11 protein-coding genes are annotated in these 13392 nt (G+C 61.5%); 6 read left to right on the top strand and 5 right to left on the bottom strand.

Annotated elements, in window-relative coordinates; translation table 11 throughout:
• Nucleotides 1-393: 393 nt before the first annotated feature.
• The 4 genes from J0F90_RS15915 to J0F90_RS15900 form a co-directional block, all read right to left on the bottom strand.
• Nucleotides 394-1683 (bottom strand): alginate export family protein, encoded by a 1290-nt coding sequence (locus J0F90_RS15915; RefSeq protein WP_033639884.1) that lies wholly within the window; start codon nt 1681-1683, stop codon nt 394-396.
• Between the two features lie 41 nt (nt 1684-1724).
• On the bottom strand, nt 1725-2522 hold the full coding sequence (locus tag J0F90_RS15910; RefSeq protein WP_162835078.1) for a VOC family protein: 798 nt from the start codon (nt 2520-2522) through the stop codon (nt 1725-1727).
• A gap of 629 nt (nt 2523-3151) precedes the next feature.
• Entirely contained in the window at nt 3152-5347 is a 2196-nt protein-coding gene (gene katG, locus J0F90_RS15905) for a catalase/peroxidase HPI (RefSeq protein ID WP_033639886.1), read from the bottom strand.
• Between the two features lie 259 nt (nt 5348-5606).
• Nucleotides 5607-7031 (bottom strand): coniferyl aldehyde dehydrogenase, encoded by a 1425-nt coding sequence (locus J0F90_RS15900; RefSeq protein WP_227944590.1) that lies wholly within the window; start codon nt 7029-7031, stop codon nt 5607-5609.
• A gap of 204 nt (nt 7032-7235) precedes the next feature.
• On the opposite strand from J0F90_RS15900, the gene J0F90_RS15895 reads away from it, so the two are divergent.
• The 4 genes from J0F90_RS15895 to J0F90_RS15880 all read left to right on the top strand — a co-directional run bounded on the left by J0F90_RS15895 (nt 7236) and on the right by J0F90_RS15880 (nt 10904).
• The gene (locus J0F90_RS15895; protein ID WP_016927061.1) at nt 7236-8066 is read left to right on the top strand and encodes an alpha/beta fold hydrolase; all 831 of its coding nucleotides are present in this window, start codon (nt 7236-7238) and stop codon (nt 8064-8066) included.
• A 67-nt stretch (nt 8067-8133) separates the two neighbouring features.
• On the top strand, nt 8134-9078 hold the full coding sequence (locus J0F90_RS15890; protein WP_033639888.1) for an NAD-dependent epimerase/dehydratase family protein: 945 nt from the start codon (nt 8134-8136) through the stop codon (nt 9076-9078).
• A 225-nt stretch (nt 9079-9303) separates the two neighbouring features.
• Complete coding sequence (hchA, locus tag J0F90_RS15885) at nt 9304-10179, top strand: glyoxalase III HchA (protein WP_033639889.1); 876 nt, start codon at nt 9304-9306, stop codon at nt 10177-10179.
• Nucleotides 10176-10904, top strand: a complete 729-nt coding sequence (locus J0F90_RS15880; protein ID WP_033639890.1) for a PA1136 family autoinducer-binding transcriptional regulator — start codon at nt 10176-10178, stop codon at nt 10902-10904. The genes hchA and J0F90_RS15880 overlap by 4 nt, the downstream gene beginning before the upstream one ends.
• Here J0F90_RS15880 and J0F90_RS15875 read toward each other — a convergent pair.
• On the bottom strand, nt 10901-11791 hold the full coding sequence (locus tag J0F90_RS15875; RefSeq protein ID WP_033639891.1) for a LysR substrate-binding domain-containing protein: 891 nt from the start codon (nt 11789-11791) through the stop codon (nt 10901-10903). The two genes, J0F90_RS15880 and J0F90_RS15875, sit on opposite strands and share 4 nt — an antisense overlap.
• Before the next feature lie 128 nt (nt 11792-11919).
• Between J0F90_RS15875 and J0F90_RS15870 the strand changes: the two genes are divergently transcribed.
• Nucleotides 11920-12492: a hypothetical protein gene (locus J0F90_RS15870; RefSeq protein ID WP_033639892.1), complete on the top strand. Its 573-nt coding sequence runs from the start codon at nt 11920-11922 to the stop codon at nt 12490-12492.
• A 204-nt stretch (nt 12493-12696) separates the two neighbouring features.
• Nucleotides 12697-13341 carry a leucine efflux protein LeuE gene (gene leuE, locus J0F90_RS15865; protein WP_033639895.1) on the top strand — a complete coding sequence of 215 codons (645 nt, stop codon included), beginning with the start codon at nt 12697-12699 and terminating at the stop codon, nt 13339-13341.
• The last annotated feature ends 51 nt before the right edge of the window (nt 13342-13392 follow it).

Below are 13392 nucleotides of genomic sequence, written 5' to 3'. Positions count from 1 at the left end.
TCCGGCTTGAATATTGCGTTCAAGCGGAATATATCCTTATCATTAATCACGGTGAGGAATTAATTGTGCACTGTGATTGAGTTAAAGCAGTATAAACACAATTATTTTATTAATGAGTTATTCTTATATGAATCTTTTACATAAGATATGCGTAAAAGGCGTGCTTAAATAACCAGGTGGAATTAAATCTTTATTTAATATTACACTGTAATTGGCTCGCGGAGTTTACGTGATTGATTTATCTTTTTGCTTTTATTTAGCTTTTATCTGTGGATGGCGGCGAGTAGCCGCCATTGCCGTAACGCATAGAGGCGGCCGCACGCCGGCTGTCGTCATTAATTGAGTACGGGATTATTAAGGGCGCCCGCGTACACCGATTAACTTACCTGATACTTAAAAACTGTAGGTGCCCTGCGCCAGCACGAAGTTCATGTTTTTCAGCCCGGCATGTTGCTGCAGGCTGTTGCTGACGTCGAAGTAGACGTAGGCCACCTTGAACTGAAGATCGCTTCTCGGCGTCCAGGTGGTTTCGACCTGGTACTGGTTGCCGATAAAGCGCGAGCCTTGTTCGCTGCCTTTCACCGGGCGCATTGGCCCGAGGTAGAAGGCGTCCTCGCGGCGTTGCCGCCATAAGGCGTCCCAGCTGAAGTCGATGGCCAGGGTTTGCCACGGCGTAATCGTGACCGAAGGATGGATGGCGATCAGGTTAGCCGGCGCCACCAGCCCGTTCTCGGTCAGGTAGGGCAGCTTGGGGTACATGGCGTTAAAGGTGTTAAGCTGCCCATCGTGACCGTTTTTATCGCCGCTGGCGATGCCAATCTTGCCGCCAAAGCGCGGCTGCCAGCGCCAGTCGCTCACCGTATAGCCGGCGTGCGCCGACGCCGACCAGGCGCGGATATCACGCTGCTCTGCGCTGCCGAACTGCCAGGCGGCTTCATTATCCCAGTCGAACCCCTGCGCCGCGCCGAAAATGCGCGCGCCGACGGTATAGCGCCGCTCTTGCCCGCTGAGCTGCGCGTAGTGGGCATCGTTATCCTCAAAGCCAAAGGTGTAGAGATCGAGCGAGGACGCCAGCGGCGTCAGCGGCGTGGTGCCGTACAGCCCCCACACCTTTTGGCTGTTGTCGGTATCGTCGTCGAAACTGCCGGTTTTAAGGGTGACAGGATGGCCGATAAAGGCATCGAGGCGGTTTTTATCCTTGACCCAGCTGGCGCGGATAGCATCGAAGGAACGGCGCACGTTGGGGCCGTCGCGGGTGCCCAGCAGGTGCAGCGAGCCCAGCGCAATCTCCTGGCGGCCGACCCGCAGGGTGCCGAGGCCGTAGGCAGTGGGCAGTTTCATATCCACATAGCCCTGGCCGAGGTAGGCATGATCTTCGTCGGTCGGCTTGCGCCCGCGATCGCGCGGCGTGGCCAGCGACGATCCCACTTGCACATAGGCGCCGAAATAGTCGCCGTAGTCGAGGCGCGCGCCAACCAGCAAGCGCTGCATGAAAGTGTCGTCGCGTCCGCCATTCAGATCCCGTTGATCCGTCCATTCATAGCGCTCGCGCAGTGAACCGTCGAAAGATAAGGTGGCCGCATCGCCCAACGGGATGTTTTTCCAGGGGGAAGCGGCGGGCTCCGCCGCCAGCGCGGGGAGCGTGGAAAACAGCAACAGTGCGGGTAGCGTGCGTTTCATCATGAATATCCGAAGAAAAAAGCGCGCCGCAGCGCGCCTTGGGTTTATTTAGCCGTCTGGTGAATTTCGGCGATGTAGCCGCCGGGGAAACGCACCAGCGCCGAGGCGCGGCGTTCCGCCGCCGTCGAACGCCACAGCACCTGCGCGCCGGTGGCCGTCGCTTTGGCCAGCGTGGCCTGCAGATCCTCGACGCCATAGCCGGTGCGCTCATGGCCGAACGGATAAGGCAGATGCCCATCGGTGACGAAAATGCGCGTTTTGCCAAAGCGCGAGTCCAGTTCGATCTGGCGGATTTTGCCGTTATCGTTGCGGCCGATCGCCGCATCGCTGACCTGTTCGTCGCTCACCACGTTGCCGTGCGAGAACGTCTGATAGCTTTTCAGGAAGTCATCGATGCGGTAAGCGGAGAGGTACAGGCGGTTTTCCGGCAGGCTCAGCAGCGGTTTGTAGTTGGGCGCTTTGGTGTGCCAATAGAGCTGCATGTTGACGCCGCCGGGCCACTGGATCACTGCGTCGCGCCCAATCGGATCGTCGAAGGGTTCGACCAGCACATCGGCGCCGGCGGCCCTGGCCTGCCGGATGGCGGCGTCCATATCCCTGACCAGAAAACCGTTGCGCTCGGCGCCGAACGGGTACGGGATCGGCGTTTTGAAATCGAACACCGAGAAGCTGCCGGCCGGCGTCAGTATCAGCTGGGAGTAAGTTTCGCTGGGGGTGGGCGTGACGTTGACCAGCACGCGTTCAGTACTGGTGCCGCCGAAGGTTTTCAGGATGCTGTCGACAAAGGCGTCCATCTTCCCGCGTTCGACGTAGACATGGGTGGTGTCATATTGCGGCCCCACGGCAAGAGACGCCGTATCGGCCGCCCATGATACGGCAGGGAGCAGCAGCGCAAGGGCCGATATCCTCAGCCGACGAGAAGAAATACCGATAGTATGTTGCATGTTGACCTCCAGGTAGCGGTTATTTTCCTGAGTGAAACGTCATTTCCTATGAGCTTTCCCGTCGGCTGAAAAATAAAAGCTAAAAACGCAACGTGCGCCGTGAAACATTAACGAAGGGCGAACGTCAGACGCCTGAACGAATATCGCGCAGGTGCAGATCATCTATTTTTATGGCGTAAAACGATGGGGCGCCTTTGCCGGCCAAACCCATTGCCGCTAAGGAATGGCGATGGTCATTAGGCCCGCCTCGCCGCGTGTTGAGGTGAGTCGAGGATAATCCATAACGGTGTTCTCCTTGATGGGATATATCGTATTAGCGCGCTGAAGTTACGTTCTTCATTGCCCTCTAAATATAAATACAGCATTAAAAGAATTGCCGCCCATCAAATTTTTATATGACTTGTTGAGTAAATGCGAATAAGCGGGAAAAGAGAATATCGCAGCGCCTGACAGGGCTGACGTGGAGCGGAGGCGGTGTTGATCTCGGGAGAAAAAACGGCCCGCCGAAGCAGGCCGTTGGGGGGACGTTACGCCAGATCGAAACGATCGAGGTTCATCACTTTGTTCCAGGCGGCGACGAAGTCGTGGGCGAACTTCTCTTGCCCGTCGGCGCTGCCGTAGACTTCGGCCAACGCGCGCAGCTGTGCGTGCGAACCGAACACCAGATCGACGCGGGTGCCGGTCCACTTGACCGCGCCGCTGCGGCGATCGCGGCCTTCGAACAGGCCGTCTTCACCGACCGGGTGCCAGGTGGTGCCCATGTCGAGCAGGTTGACGAAGAAGTCGTTGGTCAGCGCCTGCGGCCGCTGGGTGAACACGCCGTGCTGCGTGCCGCCGACGTTGGCGCCGAGCACGCGCAGCCCGCCGACCAGCACCGTCATTTCCGGCGCGGTCAGGGTCAGCAACTGCGCCTTGTCGACCAGCAGCGTTTCGGCCGGCACGCGGTATTTGCCCTTCAGGAAGTTGCGGAAACCGTCGGCGAGCGGCTCCATCGCCTCGAAGGAGTCCACGTCGGTCTGTTCCTGCGAAGCGTCCATGCGGCCCGGCGCGAACGGCACCGTCAGGGCGAAACCGGCGTTCTTCGCCGCCTGTTCCACGCCCGCCGCGCCGGCCAGCACGATCAGATCCGCCAGCGAGACGCGCTTGCCGCCGGTCTGCGCATCGTTGAAGGCGCGTTGAATGCTCTCCAGCTTGGCCAGCGTCGCGGCGAGCTGCGCAGGTTGGTTGACCGCCCAGTCCTTTTGCGGCGCCAGGCGAATGCGCGCGCCGTTGGCGCCGCCGCGTTTGTCTGAACCGCGGAAGCTGGAAGCCGAAGCCCAGGCGGTGGAGACCAGCGCGGACACCGACAGGCCGGAAGCCAGCACGGCGTTTTTCAGCGCGGCGATGTCCTGCTCGTCGATCAGCGGATGATCGACGGCCGGGATCGGATCCTGCCAAATCAGCTCTTCCTGCGGCACTTCCGGGCCAAGGTAGCGCGCGCGCGGCCCCATGTCGCGGTGGGTCAGCTTGAACCAGGCGCGGGCGAAGGCGTCGGCCAGTTCCTCCGGGTGTTCATAGAAGCGGCGCGAAATCTTCTCGTAGGCCGGATCGAAACGCAGCGACAGGTCGGTGGTCAGCATGGTCGGGCGGCGCTTCTTGTTCGGGTCGAAGGCGTCGGGAATGGTTTCGCCGATGTCTTTCGCCACCCACTGGTGCGCGCCGGCCGGGCTTTGGCTCAGCTCCCATTCGTATTCGAACAGGTGGCGGAAGAAGTCGTGGTTCCACTGGGTCGGGGTGGTAGTCCAGGTCACTTCCAGGCCGCTGGTGATGGCGTCTTTGCCGACGCCGGTGCCGAAGGTGCTGTGCCAGCCGAGGCCCTGCGCTTCCAGCCCGGCCGCTTCCGGATCGGCGCCGACGTGAGACGCCGGGCCGGCGCCGTGGGTCTTGCCGAAGGTGTGGCCGCCGGCGATCAGCGCCACGGTTTCTTCGTCGTTCATCGCCATGCGGGCGAAGGTTTCACGGATGTCGCGCGCGGCGGCCACCGGATCGGGATTGCCGTCCGGGCCTTCCGGGTTAACATAGATCAGGCCCATCTGCACCGCCGCCAGCGGGTTTTCCAGATCGCCGTCGCCCGAGTAGCGGCTGTTCGGCCCGCCGCTCAGTTCCAGCCAGATCTTCTCAGAACCCCAGTAGACGTCGTCCGGCTCCCAGGTGTCGGCGCGGCCGCCGGCGTAGCCGAAGGTTTTGAAGCCCATCGATTCCAGCGCCACGTTGCCGGTCAGGATCAGCAGATCGGCCCAGGAGATGTTGCGGCCGTATTTCTGCTTGATTGGCCACAGCAGGCGGCGCGCCTTGTCGAGGCTGACGTTGTCCGGCCAGCTGTTGAGCGGGGCGAAGCGCTGCTGGCCTTCGCCCGCGCCGCCGCGGCCGTCGCCGATGCGGTAGGTGCCGGCGCTGTGCCAGGCCATGCGGATGAACAGGCCGCCGTAGTGGCCGAAGTCCGCCGGCCACCATTCCTGCGAGTCGGTCATCAGGGCGTGCAGATCCTGTTTGACCGCCGCCAGATCGAGGCTGTTGAAGGCATCGGCGTAGTTGAAGTCTTTATCCATCGGATCGGACAGGGGGGAATGCTGATGCAGCGGTTTCAGGCTGAGCTGATTAGGCCACCAATCCTGATTGGTGGGGCCGTTCTGCGGTGCGGGCTGCTTGCCGCCCGAAAACGGGCATTTGCTTTCAGTTGTCATAATGCGCTCTCTGCTTCCGTAAAGATGCTCCAGCCGCCGGGCGTGGAGCGGTTAACAAGGCATGCGGGTAAGGCTTGCGTCGGGTATTGCGCTAAATAACTGAACTCAATCGATTTACGTCATCCTCGCCGCCAACGGGCAAAGGGTGACTCATGGCTAAGCTTAGTCAGCGGCGGCGGAGAGATAAAATAGGAATGAGTGAATATTGTGATAGCTTGCGGCGATTTATGGGTGTGCTATTGATAGTCAACACGCCGCGTTATCGGCGCCGCAGCATGAACGCGAGCACTGCGTCCGCCAGCTTGCCGAACGGCGCGCGCAGCAGGTCGGTAAAGCGCCAGCGGCTCTGGATGAAAACGCCCTTGGCGTGGCTCAGCGCCCGAAATCCCTCGATGCCGTGACAGGCTCCCATGCCGCTGGGGCCGATGCCGCCGAACGGCAGGTCGTCCTGAGCGAAGTGCAGCAGGGTGGCGTTGATGCTGACGTTGCCGGAGGCGGTGCGCGCCAGCAGCCGATCCTGCTGCGCGTCTGCCGGGCCAAAGTAGTACAGCGCCAGCGGGCGCGGCCCGGCGTTGATAATGTCGATCGTTTCATCAAAGGCGGCGTAGGTGCGCACCGGCAGCAGCGGCCCGAAGATCTCTTCTTGCATGATCCGGCTGTCGTCGGGGGCGCCGACGACCAGCGTGGGGGCCAGGGTTTTCGGCCGTTCAGACGCCGAGTCCGGGCGATGGCCGACCGGAATGATTTGCGCACCCCGCGCCTGGGCATCGGCGAGCAGATCGTGCAAGCGGTGGTAGTGCCTGTCGTTGATGATGGCGCCGTAGTCGTCGCCGGTTGGCCCGTCGGGATAAAAGGTTTTGACCGCCGCGTCGTAGAGCGCCATGAAGCTTGCCAGATCGTCCTGATGGATCAGCAGGTAATCGGGCGCGATGCAGGTTTGGCCCGCGTTCGACAGCTTGCCGAACGCCACGCTCTGGACGTTTCTGGCGTTAACCGCGCCGCGCGCCATGACGGCGGGGCTTTTGCCGCCCAGTTCTAGCGTTAACGGCACCAGATGTTTGCCGGCCGCCTGCATGACCTGACGGCCGATCGCCGTGCTGCCGGTGAACACCAGATGGTCGAACGCCAGCTCGCTGAATCTGGCCCCGACGTCCGGCCCGCCGGTCACGACGGCGACCTCATCGGCGGGAAACCGCGCCGCCAGCATCGTTTCGATGAGCTGGCTGGTATGCGGCGTGAGCTCCGAAGGTTTCAGCATCACGCGGTTGCCGGCGGCCAGGGCGGTGGCCAGCGGGATGAAGGTCAACGATAAAGGGTAGTTCCACGGCGCCATGACGCCAATCACGCCCTTGGGCTGATATTGCACATAGGCGCGCGCGGCCTGATACGGCAGGGCGACGTGGCGGCGCTCCGGCTGCATGAAACGTTTCAGGTTGCGCAGCAGGTAATCGATCGCCTGCACGGTGACCAGAATCTCCAGAATGTCGGTTTCGTAAGGCGAACGGTGGCCGAAGTCCGCGCTGACGGCCGCCGCCAGCGCGGCGCGCTGAGCCAGAATGGCGCTCCGCAAGCGGCGCAGGGCGGCCTTGCGCTGTTGCAACGTCGGCGCGCCGTCGCGCAGGAAGGCGTGGCGCTGGGCGGCAAGCCGTTGCTCCATCGTCGTGGCGGTGTCATCTCCTTGCACTTGAATACTCCTGATGCCGATCGCGTTACTGAGGGAAATACCGCTTGCCGGGCCACTATTGACCTTAAAGTGAACTTTAAACCTATACTCGTTAAACGATCAACGCAAGATCGTCGGCCAACCGGGATGAGGGAGCCAGAGATCCCGGTGCCGTGCGCAGTATAAACCTTCTTTTTTAACCATAGTGTAAATGGGAGAAACGACATGGGTTATGTAACGACCAGCGATGGCGTCGAGATTTTCTACAAGGATTGGGGCCCAAAAAACGGCAAGGTTATCTACTTCCACCACGGTTGGCCGCTGTCCAGCGATGACTGGGATGCCCAGATGCTGTTCTTCGTGAACAAAGGATTCCGCGTGGTTGCGCACGATCGTCGCGGCCATGGCCGCTCCAGCCAGGTGTGGGAAGGGCACGACATGGATCACTACGCCGATGACGTCGCCGCGGTGGTAAAACACCTGGGCGTGCAGGGCGCCATGCACGTGGGCCACTCGACCGGCGGCGGCGAGGTGGTGCGCTACATCGTGCGCCACGGCGAGGACAAGGTGTCCAAAGCGGTGCTGATCAGCGCGGTGCCGCCGCTGATGGTGAAAACCGACGCCAATCCGCAGGGCACCCCAAAATCGGTATTCGATGATTTCCAGGCGCAGCTGGCCGCCAACCGGGCGCAGTTCTATTACGACGTGCCGGCCGGCCCGTTCTATGGCTATAACCGCCCGGGTGCCAAACCGTCGGAGGCGATTATCTGGAACTGGTGGCGGCAGGGCATGATGGGTGGCGCCAAGGCGCACTATGACGGCATCGTCGCCTTCTCGCAGACCGATTTCACCGAAGATCTCAAGAAGATTGCCATTCCGGTGCTGGTGATCCACGGCGACGACGACCAGGTGGTGCCTTATCAGGATTCCGGCGCGCTGTCGGCCAAGCTGGTGCAAAACGGCACGCTCCATACCTATAAGGGCGCGCCGCACGGCATACCGACCACCCATGCCGATCAGGTCAACGCCGATCTGCTGGCGTTCGTGAACAGTTAAGCGCGAACAAGCACTTTTGCTCCGCCCTGAGTGGGCGGAGTTTTTTTCATTGCGATAAGGAACGCCAATGCAAACGATCCTGGGCGCCAGTGGCCAGATCGCCCAAGAGCTAGCGCGTGAACTGAAGCGCGCGTACACCGATGATTTAAGATTGGTCAGCCGCAACCCGAGGAAGGTCAACGACAGCGATACGCTGGTCGCGGCCGACCTGCTCGATGCACAGCAGACCCTGACGGCGGTGAAGGGCAGCGACTTGGTGTATTTCGCCGCCGGCCTGCCGCCGGATTCGGCGCTGTGGGAGCGGCAATTTCCGACCATGCTGCAGAATGCGTTGGACGCCAGCCGTACCGCGGGCGTGCCCTTTGTCTATTTCGACAATACCTATATGTATCCGCAGAACGGCGAGCCGCAGACGGAATCGACGCCGTTCGCGCCTCGGGGGCGCAAGGGACGGGTGCGTGCCCTGATGACCGAGAAGGTGCTCAACGAGATGGAGCGCAAGCAGATCCCCGTGCTGATCGGCCGTGCTCCTGAGTTTTATGGGCCGGGGAAAACGCAGAGCTTCACCAATGCGCTGATCGTCGACAGGCTGAAAGCGGGGGAAAAACCGCGCGTGCCGGTTCGCGATGACAGGCTGCGCACGCTGATCTGGACGCCCGACGCCAGCCGCGGGTTAGCTCGGCTCGGCAATACGCCCGACGCGTTCGGCCAGACGTGGCATCTCCCGTGCTGCGATGAGCGGCTCACCTATGCGCAGTTCGCCGCGTTGGCCTGTGAGGTGTTTGGGAAGGACATTTCATATTCCGTTATCGGCAAATGGGCGTTGATCGCCGCAGGGCTGTTTTCGTCCGGGGCGCGAGAGATGCGCGAGCTGCTGCCGCGCTACGAGCACGATAACCTGTTCGACTCGACCAAGTTCAAACAGCGTTTTCCCGACTTCGCCGTCACGACGTATCGCGCCGGGCTGGAAACGATTTGGCGGGAGTGGAAGAACGCGCAAGCGCGGCGTTAAGATACTCACCGCGCCAGGGCTAGCCATAGCGCGCTACGCTGGGCTGCCGGCCCACTCGAGTCATTAAGCGAGCCTCGCCCCTCACCGGGCGGGGCTTTTTATTGGTTATGGCACCCCGCTTGAGCGCCGCCAGCGCGAGGGTGATTGAGGGATATCCCTCATTGCGGCCCCGCTGGCGGTTATTTAAGCTGAAAGAGAAATGCAACGGTGAATATGGAGATAATCATGACTGATTCAGTATCCAACGATCGTAATCCCACCCCGGATGTGGCGGAAGACAACGCGTTCTTCCCATCGCCTTACTCCCTCAGCCAGTACACCTCGTCCAAAACCGACTTCACGGGCGCCAGCTACCCGAACGCCTATCGCGGCGGCAAGTGGAAGGTGCTGATGATCGCCTCGCAGGAGCGCTACCTGCTGATGCAAAACGGCAAGTTCTTCTCCACCGGCAACCACCCGGTCGAGATGCTGTTGCCGATGTATCACCTGGATCTGGCCGGTTTCGAGATCGACATCGCCACGCCGTCCGGCGATCCGGTGAAGCTGGAGATGTGGGCGTTCCCGCATGAAGACCCAGCGGTCAAGGCCACCTACGAGAAGTACCGCAGCCAACTCAAGCAGCCGAAAAAGTTGACGGAAGTGGTGAAGGATCTGGATGGCGGCAACTACCTCGGCGTTTTCATCCCCGGCGGCCACGGCGTGCTCAACGATATCCCGTTCAGCGAAGAGGTGAAAAAGACCCTGCACTGGGCCCATGACCACGATCGCTACGTGATTTCGCTGTGTCACGGGCCGGCCGGTTTGCTGGCGGCGGGCATCGGCGAGAGCAAAGACGATTTCCTCTATCGCGGCTATGAGATGTGCGTGTTCCCGGACTCGCTCGATACCGGCGCCAACATCGATATCGGCTATATCCCCGGCCCGATGCCCTGGCTGGTGGGCGAACGCCTGCGCGAGCGGGGCGTGAAGATCGTCAACGCCGACATCACCGGCAGGGTGCATAAAGATCGGCGCCTGCTGACCGGCGACAGCCCGCTGGCTTCCAACAACCTCGGCAAACTGGCGGCGGAAACGCTGCTGGCCGACGTCGCCGCGCGATGAGCGACGAGATCGCGCAGCGCGCTTTCCAGACGGCGTTGGCGATGGACCACGAGCGAACCCTGTCCGCCATTCAGGGGCGGATTCGCGCCTTCGCCGCGCCGTTCGGTTTCGATCGCTTTGTGCTGTATTCCGCTTCCGCCGCGGCGGAGGCGGGGATCGAGCATATCTATTGGGTCGAGGGCGACTGGTTCGGCGAGGGGGAGGCGGTCGATGCGCTGACCTACGTGCGGCACTGCCCGGTGACGCGGCACATGCTGCGGGCTACCGAGCCGTTCTTCTGGACCAAGACCCGGGCGCGCCAAGGCGAGCGCTACCGGATTGTGCGCACGCCGCGCGGCGCCGGTCTGCACGGCGTGCAGATCCCGGTGTTCGGCCCCGCCGGCCTGGAGGGCGCCGTCAGCCTGGGGGGCGAGCGCATCGACACCTCGCCGCCGGTGCGGCTGGCGCTGTCGCTCGTGGGTTCGGCGGCCTTTCTGGCGGCGCGGCGGCTGTTCGAACCGGCAGCCGGTGAGGGGGGGAGCCGGCTGTCGGCGCGCGAGCGCGAGGTGCTTAGCTGGACCGCCATTGGCCGGCGGCAGGCGGATATCGCCGCGATGCTCGGCCTGTCTGAACGCACGGTGGAAAACCACCTGCGCCGCATTCGCCAGCGTCTCGGCGCCGCCACCACCGCGCAGGCGATCAGCGTGGCGATCCGCCTGGGCGAAATCGCCCCCGAGAGCCGTTAGCCCGCCGCCATTTGCCGCAGCAACCACTCGCGTAGCGCAATGATATCGGGGCGCTGCGCAGTTTCTTCGGTGGCCATCAGATAGTAGTTGGCGCCGGGTAACGCCATCTCGAACGGCGCGGCCAGCACGCCGCGCTGCAACAAATCGCGCGCCAGCAGCCGGCTGGCGATCACCACCCCCTGGCCGGCCACCGCCGCCTGCAGCGCATGGGTTTCGTCACTGAAGGTCAGCCCGGCTTCCACGTTCAATCCTTCCGGCCCGTAGCGCCGTCGCCAGTTCTCCCAGGTCGGCGAGTCGGCGGGCACCTGCCGATGCTCCACGTGAAACAGCGTCACCCGCTGCAAATCTTCGATGCGCTCCAGCGCCAGCGCCGGGCTGGCCACCACGATAAAACGATCCTCATGCAGCAAGGTACAGTGCAGATCGCTTTCCGGCGTTTCACGGTAGCGGATGGCGACGTCCACGGTGCGCTGGTTGAGATCGACGCGCTCGACGCTGGTGTGCAGGCGCAGATCGATGGCGGGAAACTCCGCCTTGAAATCCGCCAGACGCGGCACCAGCCAGTGGGTGAGAAAGTTGGAGGTGGTGGTGACGGTCAGCGCCGGCGGCTGCTGGGCGCGGGTGATTTGGGCGACGGACTGCGCCAGCGCGGCGAAGGCGCGCTGGGTGCCGGCATACAGGATCTCGCCGGTCTCGGTCAGGCTGACGCCCTGCGCGCTGCGCTCGCACACCCGGCATTCCAGCACTGACTCCAGCAGCTTGATCTGGTGGCTGACCGCCGTCGCGCTGACGCCCAGCTCCTCGGCGGCATGTTTAAAGCTGCGGCAGCCGGCCACGGCGTGGAAAGCGCGCAGCGCGCCCAGCGGCGGCAAACGGGTTTTTCTCATGGCTGAATTATTCTCATCCAAGGCTGAAAACTATGAGTTTGTCTGACCGATTATACAAGAGATAGGCTACTGACATGTGAACAGGGAAATGAATTTATTTCATCATTTCCATCATGTCGGAGTGAACGATGAGCCTCTATATCAACAACGGCGCCCTGGGCGCCATGGAACACACGGGAACGGCGGCGAGCGCCCTGGCGCTCAGCGTGCCGGTCGCGGCGGGTGCCTTGCTGCTGAAGACCGAAAATCTGCTGGGCATCGGCGCGACCCTGATGCTGCTGACGGCATTGGCGCTGGCGTTTCTCGGCGGCGCCGCGCTGGCCCGTCTACGGCCGCTGCGGAACCGGCCTGCGCTGGCGATTCTCCGCTACGGCTTTTTGCTGGCGGCGACGGGATGGCTATTGATGCTGCTAATGCTGTTCGGCGGCCACGGCTGGCCGGCCCTGCTGCCGGGCATCGCCCTCGGCGGTCTGGGGCAGGGCGTCGCCTACCGCACGGCAGTGGGGGAGCAAGCGGCGTTCGCCGTGGCGTGCAGGCTGACGACGGTGGTGACTATCGTGGCCGTAGTCGTTGCCGCTTCGCTGGTGCAAACCTATGCCGCACCGGGGATAAAGGGAGCCTGTTTCGCCTTGGCGCTGCTGGTCGACCTGGCGCTGCTGGGGGCATTGATGGCGCGGGTTGCGGAGCGGGATGGGGGCTGAGAAATGGCTGAAGGTTAAAGGCCTGCCTGGAGGACGAGGCGGGCCTTTAGGTGTTTGTGGGGATTGGTAGGGTTAGCAATCTGATAGGGCGGGTTTGTGCCAGAAGCAGACATTGATTGTGAATTGAAAGCTGTGGTGATGTGTTTCCATTAACGTAACTTTAATTAGAATAGCCTCGTTGAAAACGAGAGAACTGGAGTGAAAATGTTTGCTGATTTTGGTGTCGTGAATTTCTGGACGTACCTGCTTGGTGCGACGCTGATAGTCCTTGTGCCAGGCCCTGAAACCATGTTCGTGATTAAAACGAGCATTACCAGCGGCATCAAGCGAGGCTTTGCTGCAATATTTTCCATCCTCCTGAGCGACGTTATCCTTGTTCTTTTGGCCTGGTGCGGGCTGGCGGCAGTTATCAGCTCAACACCAGCCTTGTTTAACGCCATCAAATATGCAGGTGCTGCTTATCTGTTCTATCTCGGAGTCCAGACGATACGCGCTATCTTTAAGCCAGCGGTCGAAACGAGTGAGGAAAAGAAATCTTCAGCTGATGCTAAGGGGATCATCGGGCGCGGAATGCTGGTTACGCTATTGAATCCAAAGACGCTGCTGTTCTATATCTCTTTCTTCGCCCAGTTCATCAATGTTCAGGCTGAGCACTCCTGGATGGCGTTTATCATTCTTGCTGCAGTGATGTTCGCGATTACTCTCGTTTATTTCGGCTTCCTCGTTTTCTGCGGCTCTTATCTGCTCAGTCGTCTGAAAGGCAACCGTAGGTTATCTGCCACTGGAAACGCGCTGGTAGGTATGTTCTTCATTGGATTTGCAGCACGGCTCGCAAGCGCAACTTCCTGACTGGATAACTAAACCGCCGCGAGGCGGTTTTTTTACGTTCTTTCGCTGGAT

Source organism: Serratia marcescens subsp. marcescens ATCC 13880 (assembly GCF_017299535.1).
Taxonomy (GTDB): Bacteria; Pseudomonadota; Gammaproteobacteria; order Enterobacterales; family Enterobacteriaceae; genus Serratia; species Serratia marcescens.
The sequence above is the reverse complement of the archived record's forward strand: the minus strand, read 5'-3'. Positions and strand labels throughout refer to the sequence as shown.

Excerpts from the sequence above, each read along its gene's own strand:
- katG (WP_033639886.1), bottom strand. The coding sequence starts at position 5,347 with ATGACAACTGAAAGCAAATGCCCGTTTTCGGGCGGCAAGCAGCCCGCA.
- J0F90_RS15895 (WP_016927061.1), top strand. The coding sequence starts at position 7,236 with ATGGGTTATGTAACGACCAGCGATGGCGTCGAGATTTTCTACAAGGAT.
- J0F90_RS15880 (WP_033639890.1), top strand. The coding sequence starts at position 10,176 with ATGAGCGACGAGATCGCGCAGCGCGCTTTCCAGACGGCGTTGGCGATG.
- J0F90_RS15915 (WP_033639884.1), bottom strand. The coding sequence starts at position 1,683 with ATGATGAAACGCACGCTACCCGCACTGTTGCTGTTTTCCACGCTCCCC.
- J0F90_RS15875 (WP_033639891.1), bottom strand. The coding sequence starts at position 11,791 with ATGAGAAAAACCCGTTTGCCGCCGCTGGGCGCGCTGCGCGCTTTCCAC.
- hchA (WP_033639889.1), top strand. The coding sequence starts at position 9,304 with ATGACTGATTCAGTATCCAACGATCGTAATCCCACCCCGGATGTGGCG.
- leuE (WP_033639895.1), top strand. The coding sequence starts at position 12,697 with ATGTTTGCTGATTTTGGTGTCGTGAATTTCTGGACGTACCTGCTTGGT.
- J0F90_RS15870 (WP_033639892.1), top strand. The coding sequence starts at position 11,920 with ATGAGCCTCTATATCAACAACGGCGCCCTGGGCGCCATGGAACACACG.
- J0F90_RS15890 (WP_033639888.1), top strand. The coding sequence starts at position 8,134 with ATGCAAACGATCCTGGGCGCCAGTGGCCAGATCGCCCAAGAGCTAGCG.